Here is an 18,533-nt window from a genome sequence, read left to right on the forward strand (position 1 = left end):
CCGGCCGTGCCCCAGATTCATTTAACCACGTTTATTGCTGCCCCTGTGGAAAGGGTTTTTCAATTAAGCAGGAGCATTGATGTGCACAAGCATTCAATGAAGCAGTTTGCGGAACGGCCGGTTGCAGGAAAAATAAGTGGGTTGATCAACATTGGCGAAACAGTTACCTGGCAAGCAAAACACCTGTTTAAAAACAGAACGCTGCAGGTAAAAATAACGGCGATGGATGCCCCGCATTTTTTCACTGACGAACAAGTTGCTGGAGATTTTGCTTCCATGAAACATGCGCACTATTTCAAACCATGCGACAATGGAACCATCATGATCGACAAGTTTTGTTTTGAAACACCGTATGGTGTTTTGGGGCATTGGGTAAACAAGATCTGGCTAACCAATTACATGACAAGATTGTTAGAACAGCGCAATGAAATCATCAAGAACATTGCAGAAGGCAATCTGTGGAATCAATATATCACACAATGAACAAAAAACCCTCGTTATATACCTGCCTTTCGCCGGCGCTGCTGCCGCTGTACGATGTAAAAGACACCATTGTTGTAGTGATCGATGTACTGCGGGCAACCAGCACCATTGCCACGGCAATGTACAACGGCGCTAAGCAAATTATACCGGTTGATACCGTGGAGCGCTGCATACAGTACGGCCGCGAAATAGAATGCATCACTGCCGGTGAGCGGGATGGGCAAATTGCGCCTGGCCTGCAATACGGCAATTCTTCGTTTGAGTATCCCCGCGATTTTATTGGGGGCAAAACCCTGGTGCTCACCACCACCAACGGCACCAAGTTGTTGCACATGGCGCTGAACCGGGGCGCACAGGAAATTGTTACCGGCGCCTTTTTAAACCTGTCGGCGGTATGCGATCACCTGGTGGCGCAAAACAAGGCCGTGATCTTGGGCTGCGCAGGTTGGAAAGACCGCGTGAACCTGGAAGATACCCTGTTTGCCGGCGCTGTGGCCAGCCGCATTGGCGAACATTTTTCCATTAACTGCGATGCCACCGCCATGGCCCGCAACCTGTATGGCCTGGCAAAAGACGACCTGTTTGGGTTTATGCAGAAAAACAACGCATCGCACTACCACCGCCTCATGAACTTTGGGCTGGAACGCGATATACGCCATTGTCTTACCCCCGACCTGGCCAATGTGCTGCCTTACTACCAGGATGCAAGGCTGGTGATTTAACCGCCGGCCCCACGCTGGCCCGGTAGCAGCGCTATGTTGTTGCCGGGCCAATAAATTTCAAATTTTCTTCAAGTTTTTCTCCCCTACTTTCTTTTACTTTTGCAAATTGCCCTTTCCGGATTGTGCAGGCATTTGCAGCGTTGTTTTGGGTCCGGTGGGTGGCGAATGTAAAAAACAATACAAGTACCCCTTACACCCTTAAAAGAACGTCGTTTGGCCTTACCACATTTACTAAAATACATCTATACCCAGGGAACAGATGAAGTGATCCGCCGCGGAAAAAAGATCCATGCCATGGGCTTTGTTGACATGGTGGAACACGACCCGCTGTTTGGTACCGCAGTTTTTCGGGTAAAAGACGATAACTACGGCACCTTTTACAAAGTGCACATCCAGCAGTATAAAGATCCCAAAGGGCTTTCGCTGCGCTGCGCCTGCCCGTACAACCTGGGCGACATTTGCCGCCACGAGGTGGCCGGCCTGCTGCGCCTGCAGGAGATGTTGGATAAAGGCCTGCTCGATACCGCCGATGCTGCATACGACCAGCACCACACCGTGGCCAAAATGCGCAGCATTGAGCTGAAAACCCTGCGCATGATGTGCTCGCCGGAGGTAATGATGGATGCCGAAGCGTTTTTGAAAAAGGGCAAGCCCAAAATTGAAAGCGCAAAAGACGAAACCGTAAAAGCCACCGTAACCCTCGATGGCCGCGATTATTACGTCATCATCCGCCGCAACGAAGAACGCACCTTTGATACTTCATCCGATTACGAAGATGAAGAGCACCCGCTGTGTTTGCCCAAGATCATTGTATTCCTCTATTTTTTGCAAAAAGAAGGACCGTATTATTTCGATACCATCCGCAACTGGGACAAGGAAAAAAACAAGCTGCTGGAAGCCTATGGCTACTCGCTGAGCGATGACCTGAAAGGCAAGTTTGAGTTTAACTACAAAGAAGGAAAGCCTTACCTGCGGGTGCTTGATCCCAGCATCAAACGCATTATCGCACCGGCGCCGCTGCCCACTTATCGCCGTGCCGAAGCACCTGCGCCGGTGGCGCAGCCCCTGCCCGTACAAAAAGAAGTGGCCACCGCCACACGGCAACTGGGCGTGGTGTTTAACCTCAACAGGCCTGCATACCCGCATTTTTTTGTGGATGTGGTAGAAGGTGAAATGGACGAAGAAGGCCAATTTTTGGGCACCGTGCAAAAGCTGGAACTGTCGAAATATATTGACCTGGACGGGTACGATGAACGGGGCCGCAGCCTGATCAGCAATGCCCGCAAACTGCAGGAGGCGGATGTAAACAAATACATCAACCGCAACTCGCCGTTCTCGGGTTTTTGGGAAAACATCGTGCACCAGGAAGGCGATGAGCTGCCCGAGGAAACCAAGACACTGATCCTTGAATATTTTGTGCCGAAACTGAAAAAGATCTGCATCGAAAACGAAGCAGCCATTTTTGTGTTGCCGCAAGGGCAGGCTTTTAAAACGGCCAACCTGCAAAAAGTAGAGTACAACAACAACACCCTGATGCCGCAGTTTTCGGTGGAGCGCCAGGGAGCAGATATTGCGGTGGAATGTTTCATCAAGCCCGAAGCCGTTGCTTATTCGCTCAGTGATAACGAAGTGCCTACGCCGCTGTTTTTTTTATACAACCACCAGGTGTACCTGTGGGAAAATACCGACGGCGCCACCATTGCTATGCAATATGGCACCGGCGTAAAAACATACAGCGCCGAAGCCTGGCCGCAGGTGTTGGAAAAAGAAATGCTGCCCCTGAGCCGCGACTATAAAGTGGACTTTAGCCGCGAGCTGATTGGCGAGGTAAAAGACGGCGAACCGGATGTGCGCCTATACTTGCAGGAGAAGGGCGACTACCTCGTGTTTCAACCCATTTTTAATTACAAAGGTTTTGATACACGCCCCAAAGACCGCGACGAACTAATTGTGCCGCAAGGCGGCAAAGTAATGGTGGTGCACCGCAACCGCGATGCTGAAGAAGCATTCATGCACAAGCTGCGTACGCTGCACTCCAACTTTGTAGTGTTTGAAGATGGCGCTGCGCTGGCCTTGAAAGGTGCCGATGTACTCAAGAACAACTGGTTCTTTCTTTTTGTGGACAGCATGAAGGACCACAAGGTTCCCGTGTTTGGCTTTGAATCGCTGAAAAACTTTCGTTTCAATACCGCAAAGCCTTCCACACACATCTTTATCAGCAGCCATACCGATTGGTTTGATGCAAAAGTGGACATACTTTTTGGCGACCAACGGGTAACAGTAGCCGAAGTAAAAAAAGCCATTGCCAACAAGCAACAGTTTGTACAACTGGCCGATGGTACGTTGGGCATTTTGCCCGAAGACTGGCTGAAAAAATACTCGCTCCTGTTTCGGGTGGGCGAAGGAAAAGGCAATGCGCTGAAGCTTTCCCGCTATCACCTCAGCGTGATTGACGAACTGTATGAAAACCGCGATGAAGAAGAACTGACCATACAACTCGAAGCGAAATACGAAAAGCTCCGCGACTTTCACGACATCCGCGAAGTGCCGCCGCCACAACAGGTGGAGCGTATTTTGCGCCCCTACCAGGTGGCCGGTTTTCAATGGCTCAACTACCTCCGCGAAGTAGGCTGGGGCGGCATCCTGGCCGATGACATGGGTTTGGGTAAAACCGTACAGGCACTTTCGTTTTTACAACATTACCACGATGACCAGGATGGTGAATTAACAGCATTAGTTGTTTGTCCTACCACGCTTATTTACAACTGGGAAAACGAGATCAAGAAGTTTACACCGGGGCTTACATACTACATACATCACGGGCCATTGCGTAACCGCAGCGTGGATGCATTGCAACACCACAACATCATCATTACCACGTACGGCACATTGCGCAGCGACATCAAAACTTTTGTGGCCACAAAGTTTGATTGTGTAGTGCTTGATGAAAGCCAGGCTATTAAAAACCCTGCATCGAAAGTAACCAAGGCCGTGGCCCTACTCAATGCAAAAACCCGTGTGTGCATGAGTGGTACGCCGCTGCAGAACAACACGTTTGATATTTATGCGCAAATGAATTTCCTCAACCCCGGTATGCTGGGTTCGATGGAATTTTTCCGCCAGGAGTTTGCCATACCCATTGATAAATTTGGCGAAGCCGAACAAAAAGATCACCTGCGCAAGCTGTTGTACCCGTTCATATTGCGCCGCACCAAAGAGCAGGTGGCTAAAGACCTGCCCGACAAAACAGAGATGGTGCTTTGGTGCGAAATGGAAGGCGAGCAGCGCCGTATTTACGACGCGTACCGCAACGATTTCCGCAGCCGCATTATGGGCACCATCGAGGAGCAGGGCATTCAAAAATCGCAGCTCACCATTTTGCAAGGTTTGATGAAACTGCGCCAGATCTGCGATTCGCCCGCTATCTTGAACGAAACGGAGCGGTTTGAAAACCACTCCATCAAGTTGGAAGAACTGGGCCGGGAGATCACTGAGAATATTTCGAACCACAAAGCGCTGGTGTTTTCGCAGTTCCTCGGCATGCTGGCACTGATCCGCGAAAAGCTGGATAGCTTGGGCATCAAGTACGAATATTTTGATGGCAGCACCACGGCCCCCGACCGCGAAAAAGCGATCCGGAGTTTCCAGGGCGATGATGAAGTGCGGGTGTTTCTTATTTCGCTGAAAGCGGGTGGCGTGGGTTTGAACCTGACTGCGGCCGACTATGTATACATTGTTGATCCATGGTGGAACCCCGCCGTGGAGCAGCAAGCCATTGACCGTACGCACCGCATTGGACAAACAAAAAACATTTTTGCTTACCGCATGATTTGTAAAGACACAATCGAAGACAAGATCATGCAATTGCAGGAGCGCAAACGCCTGCTAGCAAAAGACCTCATTGCCGATGATTCTTCATTTGTAAAAACGCTGACGAAGGAAGATGTGGAGTACTTGTTCAGTTAATAACACAAGCGATATAAATACCACGTTGAAAGGCTGGTATTTGTATCGCTTACCTAGCCACTAGCATACCACTTGGAAAAGGTTTGAATATTTTTCAAATATGAAACAGCCGGCTAACTATAATGAATTTGTAGCGCAGCTAAAAGCTGAAATTCAGTCGGCCCGGCTAGAGGCAACACTTACTGCAAATGTGCATTTGCTGGTGCTGTATTGGAAGATGGGAAAAGCTATTGCTGACAGGGAAGGTAGCGTAGGCTGGGGCGGAAAAGTAGTAGAGCAATTAGCCAGCGACTTGCGCAGTGAGTTTCCGGATATGAAAGGCATTTCATCGCGAAACTTGCGGTACATGCGGGAATTTGCAAATGCTTATCCTTTGTTTTTACAGCCTGCTGTAGGTGCTCACAGAAAAGATGGAAATAAAATTTTGCAAGTGCCACTTGCAAAATTGTCCGATGCACAAAAAGTGCAAGACCCGCTTGCAAAAATTACTTGGTATCATCACATCACGTTACTCGATAAAGTAAAAGATCCCGAAGAACGATTGTTTTATATAACCGAAACAGCTGTTCATGGCTGGAGCCGCAATGTGCTGGTACACCAGATAGAAAGTGGTTTGTACCGCAGAAAAGGTAATGCAGTCACTAATTTTGCTACTACGTTGCCGCAGCCTCAGAGCGACCTAGCGAAGGAACTCATGAAAGACCCATACAAGTTTGACTTCCTGAGTTTGGGTGAAGCATACAAGGAGAAAGATTTAGAAAATGCATTGGTTGAACATATAACCAAGTTCTTGCTGGAGTTGGGCGCAGGTTTTAGCTATGTAGGCCGCCAATATCATTTGGAAGTAGGCGGTGAGGATTTTTATATTGATCTTCTGTTCTATCACCTGAAGCTCCGCTGTTTTGTGGTGATTGAATTAAAAACCGGCAAGTTCATTCCTGAATACGCCAGCAAGCTTAATTTTTATCTCAATGTTGTAGATGACAACCTGCGGCATCCAACTGATGGGCCTTCCATTGGGATATTAATTTGTAAAGAACGAAATAAAGTGATAGCCGAATATGCCTTGCGGGGCATCAATCGGCCTATCGGTGTTAGCGAATATGAACTAACAGAAAACATACCTCCATCATTGAAAGGGAAGCTGCCAACTGTTAAAGAAATTGAAGCAGAATTGGCTGACAAAATTGATTAGAATAATGCTCAAGTAATTTATCTAGTCACACAAATTGCGGGTGATATCTTAGATAAGTACAATGGAATTGGTGCAGTAATAAGCTACACCTTTGTTATTTTATTGATAGAAAGTGGGCTTTGGATGGTGCCGTATTTAAACTTAGGTAGGTCCAAGCAAAGCTAAATTCCCTGTTGCAACATCATATCAATCAACATATTAGCGGCCAAGCATAAACCCGGTATAAAACCGACTTCTCCAAAAAGCCATCATTGCAGCTCATGTCCTTTTCCCTTCAACTCAGCCCCTCATTTTTACCGTTCGTTACCAAAGTGGTTGTGTGCAGCAAACACACACCGCATCTTTGCCAAGCAATCAAACGACAACCAAAACTAACCAGCACCAGTAACCGAAACTAACTCCATTCAAAAACACCAAACACCAACCTCACAACCAAAAATTTTTAAAAACAAACCAAAACTTCTTGTTTATGACCACAACCTCTATGGCCACACGTGTGCCCTCCATCGCCAAAAAATTGACCCGCAACCTGCTTGCTGTAATGGCAATGGGCATGTTGCTCACTGCTTGTGAAAAAGACGACGACACACCCGGAAATGGCGGCGGCGGTGGCAACCCTCCCGCACAGGAGCAAAGCTATTTTCCAACCGCTACCAACAAAGTATGGAAATACCGCTCTGATGATGCCGGTGAGATTTCGGAGCACAACCTGCGGGTGTTGAACCAAAAAGATTCGGCCGGCGGCAAAGTGATTCACTACGAAACGGCTTTCGACGATGGTACCAAACTGAACCCCTTTGTACACCACACCAACAGCCAGATCGTTTATGCCAACACGTTGCCTGCCGATCTGAAAGAAGTGTTGGCGGAGATGGAGCAGGATCCGGATGTGTCTGATTTCTCCATCACGGGTTTCCCGCTGCTGCAAAAGCTGCCTGCCAACCCCAAAGTAAACGACGTGATCCAGTTTTCTGATCCCATGCACATTGGCTGGATCCAGCACGATGAAGAAGATGAATACGAGATCTCGATGGACTTTACTTTTAGCGATGGTAAAGTGCTCGGTTTTGAAGATGTAACAACACCTGCCGGCACATTCAAGAACTGCATGAAGTGGTCGTTTAAAGGCACATTGAGCATGAAAATTGGCGAAGCAAATGCTACTAACACGGTAATGCAAAACACCATGTGGTATGCTAAAGGTGTGGGCCTGGTAAAAAGCGCCGAAACTACCGGCAATACTACATCTACCACTACGCTGATAGCTGTTCAATAAGCCGTTTCCCGAGTTGTAATCAATAATGTTTCAATCTGGCCGGAGCCTTCACCATCAGTGAGGGCTTTTGGCTTTGCTGGTGGCGCCAGTGCCGCTCATCAAGGTCTTAACGTTCTTTAACCCTTAATGATGCGGCTTGCGAATAACTTCGTAGGCAATTCACCTGCTTATGTACCGCTTTATACTTTTGGCCGTCTTTGCTTTTTGCAGCGCCCAGTCGCTGTTTGCACAAAAATTTCCGGGCTCAGTCCGGGGTACCTTGCTCGACTCTGCCTCCAAGCAGGGCCTGAACGATGCAACCGTTTCGGTAATGGGCGCCAAAGATTCCTCGCTTATTTCTTTTTCGCTTACCTCTAACAGTGGCTTTTTCGAAATAAAAAACCTTGATACCGGTGTGTATATACTGCAGGTTTCTTACCAGGGTTATCCCAGCATTCAAAAGCCATTTAGCTTAACGGTACAAGCGCCAGTGAAGGATTTCGGTAACATTTATGCCGACCAGGAATACAAGCAACTGGGCGAAGTGGTGATCAACAGCACGCCACCCATCCAGGTAAAAGGCGATACACTCGCCTTCAGGGCCGATGCATTTAAAACAAAACCCAACGCTACGGTAGAAGACCTCCTGAAAAAGCTGCCCGGCGTGCAGGTGGAAAAAGACGGTACGGTAAAAACGCAGGGCGAAAACGTGCAAAAGATTTATGTGGATGGCAAAGAGTTTTTTGGCAATGACCCCAAAATGGCTACCCGCAACCTTACTGCCGACATGATCGAAAACGTAGAAGTGTTTGAAGAAGGCAGCGAGCAATCGAGGTTTAGCGGCGTGGACGATGGCAACCGCACCAGGGCTATTAACCTGAAGCTGAAAAAAGATAAAAATAAAGGCGTGTTTGGCCGTGCAGGTGCAGGCTATGGTACCGACAACCGATATGAAGCGAATGTAAACGCATCTTACTTTAAAGGTGCTACTAAGCTGTCCTTGGTAAGCCGCTCCAATAACGTAAACAACCAGGGCTTTACGCAAAACGATGTAACGGGCATCAACACCGGCGGCAGTGGCCCCGGCATTACCCGCAATACCATGGCTGGCCTCAACTACAGCGATCTGTGGGGTAAAAAAACCGAAGTAACCAGCTCGTATTTTTTCAACAACACCAATACCGAAAACAACAGTTCGAGCTTTCGCCGCACTTTTGGTGGCGACTCTACGGTGCTGCGTCCGCAGTCGGTGACTTCAAATAACCAGGGCACCAACCACCGCCTCAACCTGCGCTTGACGCATTCGATCGATTCGTTCAACTCGATTGTGTATACGCCCAACGTATCGCTGCAGCAAAGCGAAAGCTACCGCTCAAGCGAGCAACAGAATTTGGTGGAAAATGGAAAGCTAACTTACAAGCAACTGGATAATACCACGCTGCAAAAAAATAACGGTACCGGCAACAGCTTCAACAACAACCTCCTGTTCCGCCACCGGTTTGCCAAGCGTGGCCGCACATTTTCCATCAACCTGTCGAACAGTATTTCCAACAACGACCGCAACGGCAGCACGTTTTCAAATATTGGTTATTACAGGGAAGGCATCAAGTTCCGCGACAGTGTAGTGAACCAGATCAACATCGTGGATAATAAAAGCAACAACTATGGTGCATCGGCTTCCTACACCGAGCCCATTGGCCGCGACAAAACGCTGGAGCTGAATTACCAGTATAACAACAACTCAAGCCGCAACGACCGGCAGGTGTACGATTTCAATAACGGCACCGGCAAGTTTGATGTGTTGAATGCATTTCAAACCAACCTGTTTGAAAATGTAAATGAAAGCAACCGCCTCGGCGCCAACCTACGTGTGGTGAAAAAGCAATACAACTACCAATTTGGTTTGGCTGCGCAAAGGCTAACGCTCAACAGCAACAACCTGTCGCGTAAAACGCAGCTGTCGCAAACCTTTACCAACCTGTTTCCCTCGGCGCAGTTCAACTATCGCTTTGCCCGCTCTAAAAACTTCCGCTTTGAATACCGCGGCCGCACCAACCAGCCAAGTGTAACGCAGTTGCAGCCCATCCGCGATGTAAGCAGCCCGCTGTATCAAACAGAAGGTAACCCATCCCTGCGCCAAGAGTACAGCAACAACTTTACAATGCAGTACAATTCATTTGACATGATGAAGTACCGCAACCTGTTTGCACGGTTTACTTTTTCGAACACGTACAACAAGATCGTAAACCAGGTGCTGCAATTGGACTCTGGTATCCAATTGAGCCGCCCGGTTAACGCCGACGGTGCATTTAACATGAATGGTATGATCAACTTTGGTGTGCCCATCAGCAAAATCAAAGGCGGTAATATCAATACCACTACCACCATGAATATGTTCCGCAACATCAGCTATGCAGGCGAGTTGAAGAACTATACCAACAACCTGATACTGGGCGAGAACGTTCGGGTGAATTATAACTACAAAGAGAAATTTGACATTGGTTTCAGCGGTGGTGTTACGTACAACCTTACCCGCAATACGCTGAACACAAGGGGCAACAATGAGTATTATACTTATGTTACCTCGGCCGACATCAGCTACATCTTTAGCCAGAAATGGGTGCTGAGCACCGACCTCGATTACACAACTACAACCGGTCTTTCGCAGGGCTACAACCAAAGCTTCTTTTTGTGGAATGCTTCGTTTGCCCGCCAGATGCTGAAAAACAACCGCGGCGAGTTGAAGCTTTCTGTATTCGACATCATGAAGCAGAACCGCGCCATCAGCCGCAACGTGGCCGACAACTATATTGAAGACATCCAGAACAGTGTGTTGCAGCGCTACTTCATGCTCACCTTTACCTACAACCTCAATCGCATGGGCAACACGCAGGGCAACCAGCGTGGTGGCAACCAAATGATGCGCATGGGTGGCGGTAACTTTGGTGGCGGCAGGGGCATGCAATAAATGCAGTCCGCAAGCTTCAGGCTATTGTTGCCTGAAGCTTGCTGTTCGTTGCAGATACATAAAATGTGCTGCGCATAAAATAGCTGTGCATAAAATAAAAACACCCCGCATTTGCGGGGTGTTTTTATTTTAAAAGTTACAGTCTAGGCTATATGCAGTATGCTTATGTCGAGACTAAAAAACAATACGGGTAAAAAATAAAGCCGGTTACAGGCCCCTGTTTTTGGGGTTATAACTATTGGCTGCTGTGCCCGATCCAAAAAACAGCACACCCAGTACGGATTTCAAAAACCGCAGGGGGTTGATGGATGGACGATAGTAATCTTTGTAGATCTCAGCTTTCTGACGGGCATGGACGATGTTTTTGTTTTTCATACAGGTATATTTTATATGGCGATATGATGAGCTTTCAAGATATGAATAAATGTGGATAAAACGGCTTTTGACTGTGGAAAAATTCTATAATTTACGCCAAAATCCTGCTTATGAAACGAAAATGTACCCTTTGTATTACATTAATTCTATTTATTTCCCAGATTTCTTTTGCACAAATTCGTTTCCCCGTTCCAACCGGCATCCGTGCCGATCTGCAAAAAGTAGTAGACGACTACCCGGCTCAGTTTGCAGCCATCCGCGGCGAGGTGGTGGACCGCAACCCGCAGTCTACCGAGTATCGTTCCAAGATTAAGATCGCTGATGCCGACCATTGTTCCATCATTGCTTATTCTTCGGGCAGCAAACCAGTGTATAGCTGGCAGGCCTTGTTGTACACCACCGAAGATTATGTGGCGGCAGCCAAAAAATACAAGTGGCTGTACCAGCAGATCAAGGGTGCCAATCTTTTTTACTTAAAAGACCAGTACACCTTGCGGGGCAACTACCAGGAGGCGGACGAAAGCCGCGGCTTTGCGGTAAGCACACTGGCACTGGTGGCACCGCCTACGCAGTACCAAAAGCTGCGGGTAGATGTGTCGATGCAGTTTGAGTTCCCGGAGTGGAAAGTGCAGCTGCTGGTGTACGACAAAGAGCGGGACGATGACGAAGCCGGCGCCGGCGATGAATAGAGCAAATGCTGTTCAGTAAACGCAGCCAATAGTTGAAGCAATGTTGATGGCTGTTGGAAAAGCCTTGGTGCTATTTATTGGCTTAAAAGAAAAAGGGAAAGCTGAATGCTTTCCCTTTTTTTAGCTTTTGTAAACCAAATTCTAATTGCCTTGAATCACAATGCGTTGGCCACCGCCACCGGGACCACCACGTGGCATATTGCGGCGCATTTCTTCAAACATCTTATTGCGTTCCAGCGCAAAATCCGCTGCTGTAATAGATTTGCCGCCTTTCGGTTCTTTAATGTTTCCCGCATTTACCTTGGGGCTGATCTCCACTGCTTTGTACACCATGCGGCCTGCATTCATTTCCAGCTCCAGGATCAGGCCGGGCAGTTGCCCGTTAAATTCGGGCCCGGCCGGCACCGGAATTTCGGTGGTAAACCAGGCAGTGATGCTGGCCGTGTCGGCCACTTCCTTGCGTTTCATTTCACCGTTTTCCATATTCATCACAAAGCGGGTTCCAATGCGTTGGGCCACGGCTTTGCGGGCTTTATAGTTCAGGATGGGCTTTGTTTCGTCTGTTAATTTCCAGGCCAGCCTGCGCAGGCTGTCGGTAACAATATAGTTTTTCGATGCCAACTCCTGCTTGGCTACCGATACGCCGGTTTCGAGGTTGGTGTACACATAATCATCGCCGCCAAAGCGCATAAACATGCCGCCGCCGGGGCCACCACCGCCTTCGCCTTCTTCCATATCGGGCAGCGATTCCCAGAGGGTTTTAGCCGGGGTAAATGATAGTTCAAAGCGATCGGTGCGGCTGCGGGGCAGGTTGTTGGCCACCGCCGGATCCACATTTTGCAAACGCATCTGAAACTGCATGGTACGTTCGTACACCACTTTTCCTTCTTTCATCTGGGCCAGCGCCGGCATAGCAAAAAGCAGCGTGCCCATGGCAAGTAAAAATCGGGTCATGAAACAAAGTTTACGAAAAATTTCGGTGCCTGTTAAAATGCGGGATTTCAGCTACGTTAATAATGGTTAACATCAGGATGAACGGTAGGCGAATAGGATACATTTGTAACTATGCGTCGCATCAGTCATATCAAATGGTTGCCGGTTTTGCTGGGTGTAACCATCGTGGGCATTGCCGCCTTCCAAATTTATTGGTTGTACAATACCTACGATCAGGAACGGCGTAACCTGGAGATGCGCACCAACTGGATGTTTCGTGAAACGGTGCACAGCCTGCAGGCTACTAAGCTGAAGCTGAACACTGACAGCAGCCACGTGAACCAAGATCCGTTGCGTACGGTGGTAACGCGGCCAATGGGCCGAAACCAAAAAACAACGGCTATGATGAATGTGCTGCGCGAACGCATCACCGACTCGCTGCGGCAAACCAGCATGCCGCTCGACAGCCTGGCCCAAAAAATACCACGACAAGATCGCCTGTTCCGCATTTTATACGAAATGGACGCAGCGCAGGATTCGGTAAAACTTTCCGAGGTAAGGGCTGTATATGCACAGCGCCTCGACTCGCAAAACATCCATGTGTCTTTTGTCATCAACCGTTTTGAACGCGACCGCGAACGCCGCGCTTTTAATGAAGTGACGCTGGGCTTTTTGCACCCGGTAACGTACCAATTGGAAGTGCAGCAGGCTGGCCTCTACCTGATGCGCCGCATTATGGCGCCCATTTTTCTTTCCTTGTTTATTGTTGGATTTACGGCCCTTTCATTTATCCTGCTGTACCGCAACCTGCGGCACCAGCAGCGCCTTACCGATATTAAAAACGAGTTTATCTCGAACATTACCCACGAGCTGAAAACGCCCATTGCTACGGTTAGCGTGGCCATTGAAGCACTCCGCTCGTTCAATGCCTCGATGGACCAACAGCGCACTAAAGAGTACCTCGATATTTCGCACAACGAGTTGCAACGTCTGTCGCTGCTGGTGGATAAAGTGCTCAAGCTTTCCATTTTCGAAACCAAAGAAGTGGACCTGAAATATGAGCGCCTCAACATGCGGGAACTGGTGGATGAAGTAACGGCATCGATGCGGCTGCAGTTTGAAAAGTACCACGCCAACGTAACCGTGGAGCAGGAAGGCGATACCGTGCTGGAAGGCGACCGCCTGCACCTCGTCAGCGTATTGTTTAACCTCATGGACAATGCACTTAAATACAGCAACGGCAAGCCACAAATTGACGTGTTGGTAAAAGACGCCGGCGGCTCGGTGCAGCTGTGCGTGGCCGACAACGGCATCGGTATTCCAAAAGAGTACCGCGATAAAGTGTTTGATAAATTCTTTCGGGTGCCCACCGGCAATTTGCACAACGCAAAAGGATACGGCCTGGGCCTGAGCTATGTGGCCCACGTGGTGGAAAAGCATAAAGGCACTATTCGCGTTGATTCGGAAGAAGGAACGGGCAGCCGTTTTGTAATTACCATACCCAAACAACCCGCATGAGCAAGCCCCGCGTTTTGTATGTAGAAGACGAAATGTTTATGGCCCGCATTGTAACCGATACGTTGCGCGATAAAGGTTACGATGTGATTGGCATACACGACGGCATGGAAGCCGTGAACGCTTTTGTAAAAGAAAAGCCGAACGTGTGCCTGCTGGACATTATGCTGCCGGGCAAAGATGGTTTTGCCATTGCCGACGAGATCCGGGAGTTGGATGCATCGGTACCCATTATTTTTCTGACAGCAAAATCAGAAGTGCGGGATGTGGTGGCTGGCTTTAAACTGGGCGGCAACGATTATATCCGCAAGCCGTTTAGCATGGAGGAGCTGCTGGTGCGCATTGAAAATGTGCTCAAAAACAGGGGTGCTGATCCCGACCTTCAGGCGGAGGAAGTGCGGTTGGGTAAACTGGTGTTTAACCTGCGGCGCCAAACCCTTTCCGGAGATGAAGAAGAACGCAAACTATCGTACCGTGAAAGCGAATTGCTGAAACTGTTGTACCAAAACCGCAACAATATTGTGGAGCGCCGCGATATCCTCATCCTGCTCTGGGGCTCCGATTCTTTTTTCAACAGCCGCACTTTAGATGTGTATGTGACCAAACTGCGCGGCTACCTCAAAGCCGACCCCGCTATTGAAATCATTACCATCAAAGGCATCGGTTACCGGTTTGTGATGGAGTAGGGAATGTCGAACAGAGAAAGTTGTTGAAAGAATAATGAACAAGGAACAAGGAATGGCGAACCGCAGAAGGGGAACAGCCGATTATTGATTATTCGGAAATTGATTATTGGGTGGAGTGGTACAAATGGCGGTACGGTATGGACAAAATAATTTCGGTTAACAAAAGGTATATGGTTTGTAGCCATTGGGCGTAGCCCATACCAGTTGGTAGCACGACATTTTATCGGCATCAATTTGGGCATAGCCCAAACCTGCTCTTATCGTCTGTCGTTGCCGCATCTAACCATTCCACAGGGTTGATCTACGATCAACGAAAATAATTTTTACCGAAAACCATTAATTGCTACAAACAGGTTTGGGCCATGCCCACTTTTTTATTGTTCATTTCTTTGTGTCAAAATTTTGCATTTCTCCTTTAACGAACCGGCTCACTAATTCATAACTCATCATTCCCATTCGTCATTCAACATTCCTTGTTCGTTATTCTCCCCTCAACTTCCTCTGTTCGTCATTCCCTATCCCTCTGTTCGACATTCCTTCCCGCTTCTGGCATGCCAATTTCATCACTGGTGCATGGCGTGGCGAAACAGGCGGTGGAAAAAAATAATCGGGATAGCTGCGATCTTTCTGGGGTTGGTTTTTGCCATACTCCTGCTCATGGCCAACCGGCTGGTAACGCCCATGCTCCGCGAACGCCTGCATACCCTCATCATCCAGGGCTCCGACAGTTTGTACCGCTACGAACTGGGCAACCTGAAAGCAAACTTTTTTGGCGGCAATGTAACGGTCGAAAACCTGCGCATCGACATTGACAGCAGTCATTACCGCCGGCTCGATGCGGCCCATGCACTGCCGTCGCTCACCATGGAGCTGCAACTGCAGCGTGGATATATCAGTGGGCTCAGCGTGTTCCGCCTCCTGTTCAGTAAGCGTATAGAAATCACGGAAATCGGTTCAAAAGAAGCAAACGTTCGGCTGTCGCGGCATGTGCGGCCCAACAATATTGCCAGCAACGCACAGCCGCTGTGGAAAATGCTGCAGCCGGCCATCCGCAGCATTCAGGTCGACCGCATCAACCTGGACGGAATAAAACTGCTCTATGCCAACGCCGATACATCCGAATCGGTGCAACTGCAGTTCGATCGCTGTGTGGCCCAGTTCAACAATGTGCGGGTAGATTCGGCGGCCGCTGCTGATACATCGCGTATTGTATTTACCAAAAACATCACGCTGCGGTTTGCCGACCTTTCTTACCGCACCCCCGATTCGTTGTACAACATGGCGGCGGAGCAGCTTTACTATTCGTCGGGCGACCGCTACCTGGAACTGGCCAATTTTACCCTGCAGCCAACCCTCGACCTGGCCACATTTTACAAAACCATGGGCCGGCGCATGAGCCGCTACGAGGTGACTACCAACAAGGCTTATTTTACCAACCTGCGACTTGATCGCTTTATTCACGACAATATTATTGTGGCCGACAGTGCCGTGGTGGTGCAACCGGACCTAGAAATTTACCTGGATAAAACGCTGCCGCCGGAGTATGTAAGTAAACTGGGCACTTACCCTCACCAGCGGCTGCTGCATGCACCCATGGCTATTGATGTGCGTACGCTGCATGTAAAAAACGGCGACCTGAGCTACACCGAGCGGGGCGAAAAAACAGACAAGGAGGGAACACTCACGTTTAGGGGCACCAACCTACTGGTAAACAATGTAACCAACCTGCCGGCACGAATCCAGAAAGACCCCTTGTGTGTGGCGCAGATGAACACCAACATTTTAGAAAATAGCCCGCTGGAGGCCCATTTTACTTTTTACCTCGACTCGGCTGATGGCGAATGGGCTGTATCGGGCAGGGCCAGAAATGTAACGGCCGCGCAGCTCAATACGGTGGCCATGCCGCTCGGCAACACCGAACTTACATCGGGCAAAATCGACGACATCAAGTTTGCACTGCGCGGCGACAGCTACCGCGGCTACGGACGGGTGGAAATGCGCTATTCAAACATGGCCGTGATCCTGCGCACTATTGACGATGAAACCGGCGCACTGAAAACCAAAAAACTGCTCACTAAACTGCTCAACAAGTTTACACTCTACCCCAGCAATCCCGGCCCCGATGGCGTGGTGCGGCACGGCAACGAAGTGGTATATGCCCGCCCCTCCAACCAATCTTTTTTTGCCACCATCTGGAAAACCATGCTCAAAGGCATGCAGGAAGTGATGCTGAAAAGCGGGGTGTATGAGTAGTTGGAAGACGGAGGTCCGAAGACGGAAGTCCGGAGAGACGGAAAAGACGGAAAAGACAGGAAAGACAGAAAAGACTGGAAAGACGGGAAGGAAGGCGGCAGTTGGCGCTAGGGTTAGAATGCATTTCCCAGTTAGTAACTGAAAGAGATGTTTGGAAAATTGAGCTATTCTATTGCAAACAAAAACGCAAGGCCATTGCTTTTACCACAACCAACACTACTCCCAACTCTAAACTCCCGACTCTCGACTTTTCCGTCTTCGGACTTCCGTCTTCCAACCTCCGACTTCTTCTCTCTCCCTTCTTTGCTATCTTGCCCCTATGTCCCGCACTTATTTTTCGGCGCCCAAAATTTTTACCGGCGAAGCATGGCTCCACGATCATGCACTTATTGTGACCAATGGCCGCATTGAAGCCCTGCTGCCCGCCGATGAAATACCCGCCGATACTGTTCATACGCATTTTGAGTTGGCCAGCATGGCACCCGCCTTTATCGACCTGCAGATTTATGGCGCCAACAGCAAATTGCTGGCAGTACATCCCACCGTTGATGCGCTCCAGGATCTGTATGCATATTGCGCAGCCGGCGGGGCGCCGCTGTTTCAGCCCACAGTGGCTACCAACACCATGGATGTTTTTTTCAAAGCCATTGATGCAGTGCGGCAGTACCAGCAACAGGGTGGCAAGGGCGCCATCGGGCTGCATGTGGAAGGGCCTTGGATCAGCATGGCCAAACGCGGTGCGCACCTGCCCGAATGTGTGCACCCGCCAACGCTGGACGAAGCCCGCCAACTGTTGGAGTACGGCAAAGACGTGATTACGATGATTACCCTGGCACCGGAAGTGTGCAGCGATGAAGTGATTCAGCTGGTGCAATCTTATGGCGTGGTGGTTTCGGCGGGGCACAGCAGTGCCAGCTTTGCGCAGGGCAACCGGGCTTTTAACGAACAAAACATCGGTGTAGCCACGCATATGTACAATGCTATGAGTGCATTGCAACACCGCGAGCCGGGATTGGTAGGTGCGTTGCTGCTGCACCACTCGGCAAGGGCCAGCATTATCCCGGACGGGCACCATGTTGATTTTGCAGCCATCCAACTGGCGCACCAGATGATGGGCAACCGGCTGTTTGCTATTACCGACGCGGTTACCGAAACCACCGAAGGCGGCTACCGCCACCAAAAAGTAGGCGATAAATATGAAAGCAACGGTGTGTTGAGCGGATCGGCGTTAACCATGCATGCCGCATTTACCAATCTGGTGCAGCATGCGGGTATTAAAACAGAGGAAGCGCTGCGCATGTGCAGCCTGTACCCGGCGCAGGTAATGGGGCTGGATACGCAGTACGGCAAGCTGGCGGCGGGTTTCGCCGCAAATTTTATCGTGCTGGACCAACAGTTGGAACTGCAACATACGTTTGGCTAAAATAGCTTGAGGCTTGCTGATACATGCACTCTATTTTACAACAAAAAGGGCATACCCATGCAGGTATGAC

General features: G+C 49.3%; 13 protein-coding genes. 11 read left to right on the forward strand and 2 right to left on the reverse strand.

The features are described from left to right. The first annotated feature begins 6 nt into the window (after positions 1-6). The 6 genes from EPD17_RS02695 to EPD17_RS02720 all read left to right on the forward strand — a co-directional run bounded on the left by EPD17_RS02695 (position 7) and on the right by EPD17_RS02720 (position 10,589). Positions 7-483, forward strand: coding sequence for an SRPBCC family protein (locus EPD17_RS02695; protein ID WP_132051558.1), 477 nt, complete (start codon positions 7-9; stop codon positions 481-483). Beyond that, on the forward strand, positions 480-1,205 hold the full coding sequence (locus EPD17_RS02700; RefSeq protein ID WP_132051560.1) for a 2-phosphosulfolactate phosphatase: 726 nt from the start codon (positions 480-482) through the stop codon (positions 1,203-1,205). Before EPD17_RS02695 ends, EPD17_RS02700 begins: the two co-directional genes overlap by 4 nt. 213 nt (positions 1,206-1,418) lie before the next feature. Then, on the forward strand, positions 1,419-5,171 hold the full coding sequence (locus tag EPD17_RS02705) for a DEAD/DEAH box helicase (protein ID WP_132051563.1): 3,753 nt from the start codon (positions 1,419-1,421) through the stop codon (positions 5,169-5,171). Positions 5,172-5,271: 100 nt separating this feature from the next. Beyond that, on the forward strand, positions 5,272-6,366 hold the full coding sequence (locus tag EPD17_RS02710) for a PDDEXK nuclease domain-containing protein (protein ID WP_132051565.1): 1,095 nt from the start codon (positions 5,272-5,274) through the stop codon (positions 6,364-6,366). Positions 6,367-6,835: 469 nt separating this feature from the next. Further along, positions 6,836-7,642, forward strand: a complete 807-nt coding sequence (locus EPD17_RS02715; protein ID WP_132051567.1) for a TapB family protein — start codon at positions 6,836-6,838, stop codon at positions 7,640-7,642. A 169-nt stretch (positions 7,643-7,811) separates the two neighbouring features. Beyond that, positions 7,812-10,589, forward strand: coding sequence for an outer membrane beta-barrel family protein (locus EPD17_RS02720; protein WP_132051569.1), 2,778 nt, complete (start codon positions 7,812-7,814; stop codon positions 10,587-10,589). A gap of 207 nt (positions 10,590-10,796) precedes the next feature. On the opposite strand, the gene EPD17_RS19835 is transcribed toward EPD17_RS02720, so the two are convergent. Then, complete coding sequence (locus EPD17_RS19835) at positions 10,797-10,964, reverse strand: hypothetical protein (RefSeq protein WP_155523191.1); 168 nt, start codon at positions 10,962-10,964, stop codon at positions 10,797-10,799. 110 nt (positions 10,965-11,074) lie between these two features. On the opposite strand from EPD17_RS19835, the gene EPD17_RS02725 reads away from it, so the two are divergent. After that, complete coding sequence (locus tag EPD17_RS02725) at positions 11,075-11,653, forward strand: hypothetical protein (RefSeq protein ID WP_114234636.1); 579 nt, start codon at positions 11,075-11,077, stop codon at positions 11,651-11,653. 141 nt (positions 11,654-11,794) lie between these two features. Here EPD17_RS02725 and EPD17_RS02730 read toward each other — a convergent pair whose 3' ends face one another. Then, the gene (locus EPD17_RS02730; RefSeq protein ID WP_132051571.1) at positions 11,795-12,607 is read right to left on the reverse strand and encodes a GLPGLI family protein; all 813 of its coding nucleotides are present in this window, start codon (positions 12,605-12,607) and stop codon (positions 11,795-11,797) included. 111 nt (positions 12,608-12,718) lie between these two features. Here EPD17_RS02730 and EPD17_RS02735 point away from each other — a divergent pair, with 111 nt between their 5' ends. From EPD17_RS02735 to nagA, 4 genes are all read left to right on the forward strand, one after another. Next, positions 12,719-14,104, forward strand: coding sequence for a sensor histidine kinase (locus tag EPD17_RS02735; protein ID WP_132051573.1), 1,386 nt, complete (start codon positions 12,719-12,721; stop codon positions 14,102-14,104). After that, positions 14,101-14,787 (forward strand): response regulator transcription factor, encoded by a 687-nt coding sequence (locus EPD17_RS02740; RefSeq protein WP_132051575.1) that lies wholly within the window; start codon positions 14,101-14,103, stop codon positions 14,785-14,787. Before EPD17_RS02735 ends, EPD17_RS02740 begins: the two co-directional genes overlap by 4 nt. A 657-nt stretch (positions 14,788-15,444) precedes the next feature. Continuing rightward, entirely contained in the window at positions 15,445-17,040 is a 1,596-nt protein-coding gene (locus EPD17_RS02745; protein ID WP_114234640.1) for an AsmA family protein, read from the forward strand. A 319-nt stretch (positions 17,041-17,359) separates the two neighbouring features. Continuing rightward, positions 17,360-18,463 (forward strand): N-acetylglucosamine-6-phosphate deacetylase, encoded by a 1,104-nt coding sequence (nagA, locus tag EPD17_RS02750; RefSeq protein ID WP_132051577.1) that lies wholly within the window; start codon positions 17,360-17,362, stop codon positions 18,461-18,463. The last annotated feature ends 70 nt before the right edge of the window (positions 18,464-18,533 follow it).

The sequence above is a fragment of the Pseudocnuella soli genome, assembly GCF_004347775.1.
GTDB classification, from domain to species: Bacteria; Bacteroidota; Bacteroidia; order Chitinophagales; family Chitinophagaceae; genus Flavisolibacter; species Flavisolibacter aquaticus.

What these genes read in the sequence shown, in the direction of transcription:
- nagA (WP_132051577.1), top strand. Translation starts at nt 17,360, where the DNA reads ATGTCCCGCACTTATTTTTCGGCGCCCAAAATTTTTACCGGCGAAGCA.
- EPD17_RS02735 (WP_132051573.1), top strand. Translation starts at nt 12,719, where the DNA reads ATGCGTCGCATCAGTCATATCAAATGGTTGCCGGTTTTGCTGGGTGTA.
- EPD17_RS19835 (WP_155523191.1), bottom strand. Translation starts at nt 10,964, where the DNA reads ATGAAAAACAAAAACATCGTCCATGCCCGTCAGAAAGCTGAGATCTAC.
- EPD17_RS02710 (WP_132051565.1), top strand. Translation starts at nt 5,272, where the DNA reads ATGAAACAGCCGGCTAACTATAATGAATTTGTAGCGCAGCTAAAAGCT.
- EPD17_RS02715 (WP_132051567.1), top strand. Translation starts at nt 6,836, where the DNA reads ATGACCACAACCTCTATGGCCACACGTGTGCCCTCCATCGCCAAAAAA.
- EPD17_RS02745 (WP_114234640.1), top strand. Translation starts at nt 15,445, where the DNA reads ATGGCCAACCGGCTGGTAACGCCCATGCTCCGCGAACGCCTGCATACC.
- EPD17_RS02740 (WP_132051575.1), top strand. Translation starts at nt 14,101, where the DNA reads ATGAGCAAGCCCCGCGTTTTGTATGTAGAAGACGAAATGTTTATGGCC.
- EPD17_RS02700 (WP_132051560.1), top strand. Translation starts at nt 480, where the DNA reads ATGAACAAAAAACCCTCGTTATATACCTGCCTTTCGCCGGCGCTGCTG.
- EPD17_RS02725 (WP_114234636.1), top strand. Translation starts at nt 11,075, where the DNA reads ATGAAACGAAAATGTACCCTTTGTATTACATTAATTCTATTTATTTCC.
- EPD17_RS02720 (WP_132051569.1), top strand. Translation starts at nt 7,812, where the DNA reads ATGTACCGCTTTATACTTTTGGCCGTCTTTGCTTTTTGCAGCGCCCAG.
- EPD17_RS02730 (WP_132051571.1), bottom strand. Translation starts at nt 12,607, where the DNA reads ATGACCCGATTTTTACTTGCCATGGGCACGCTGCTTTTTGCTATGCCG.